The sequence below is a fragment of the Caulobacter sp. GW821-FHT09H08 genome, assembly GCF_059415885.1.
In genome coordinates, this window is the sequence record NZ_JBWKOC010000011.1 from 1 (window position 1) to 1,266 (window position 1,266).

Annotated in this window: 1 protein-coding gene; it reads left to right on the forward strand. The window is 63.0% G+C overall.

Annotation, left to right across the window (positions count from 1 at the left end; genetic code table 11):
* Position 1: 1 nt before the first annotated feature.
* Positions 2–1,192, forward strand: a complete 1,191-nt coding sequence (tuf, locus tag AC07NN_RS24040) for an elongation factor Tu (RefSeq protein WP_494646343.1) — start codon at positions 2–4, stop codon at positions 1,190–1,192.
* The last annotated feature ends 74 nt before the right edge of the window (positions 1,193–1,266 follow it).

Here is a 1,266-nt window from a genome sequence, read left to right on the forward strand (position 1 = left end):
GATGGCCAAGGAAAAGTTCGAACGTAATAAGCCGCACTGCAACATCGGCACGATTGGTCACGTTGACCATGGCAAGACGACGCTGACGGCGGCGATCACGATCACGCTGGCGAAGTCGGGCGGCGCGACCGCCAAGAACTACGCCGACATCGACGCCGCGCCGGAAGAAAAGGCCCGCGGCATCACGATCAACACGGCTCACGTCGAGTACGAGACGGCCAACCGTCACTACGCGCACGTCGACTGCCCCGGCCACGCCGACTACGTGAAGAACATGATCACGGGCGCGGCCCAGATGGACGGCGCGATCCTGGTCGTGTCGGCCGCCGACGGCCCGATGCCGCAGACCCGCGAGCACATCCTGCTCGCCCGTCAGGTCGGCGTTCCGGCTCTGGTCGTGTTCATGAACAAGGTCGACATGGTCGACGACGAAGAGCTGCTGGAGCTCGTCGAAATGGAAGTGCGCGAGCTGCTCAGCTCGTACCAGTTCCCGGGCGACGACATTCCGATCACCAAGGGTTCGGCTCTGGCCGCCGTTGAAGGCCGCGACGCCAAGATCGGTGAAGAAGCGATCCTGGCGCTGATGGCTTCGGTCGACGCCTACATCCCGCAGCCGGAACGTCCGGTTGACCTGCCCTTCCTGATGCCGGTCGAAGACGTGTTCTCGATCTCGGGCCGCGGCACCGTGGTCACGGGCCGTATCGAAAAGGGCATCGTGAAGGTCGGCGAAGAAGTCGAAATCGTCGGCATCCGTCCGGTTCAGAAGACGACCTGCACGGGCGTCGAAATGTTCCGCAAGCTGCTGGACCAAGGTCAAGCCGGCGACAACGTTGGCGTGCTGCTGCGCGGCACCAAGCGTGAAGACGTCGAGCGCGGCCAGGTTCTCTGCAAGCCGGGTTCGATCACGCCGCACACGAAGTTCGTGGCCGAGGCCTACATCCTGAACAAGGAAGAAGGCGGCCGTCACACCCCGTTCTTCACCAACTACCGTCCGCAGTTCTACTTCCGCACGACCGATGTCACCGGCATCATCAAGCTGAAGGAAGGCGTGGAAATGATCATGCCGGGCGACAACGCCGAGCTGGACGTCGAGCTGATCACCCCGATCGCCATGGACCAAGGCCTGCGCTTCGCCATCCGCGAAGGCGGCCGCACCGTCGGCGCCGGCGTCGTGGCCAAGATCGTCGAGTAATCGATCGATCTCAGCAACAGCTGACCTGATCTAAGCGAAGGCCCCGGAGAGCAATCTCCGGGGCCTTTTGCTTT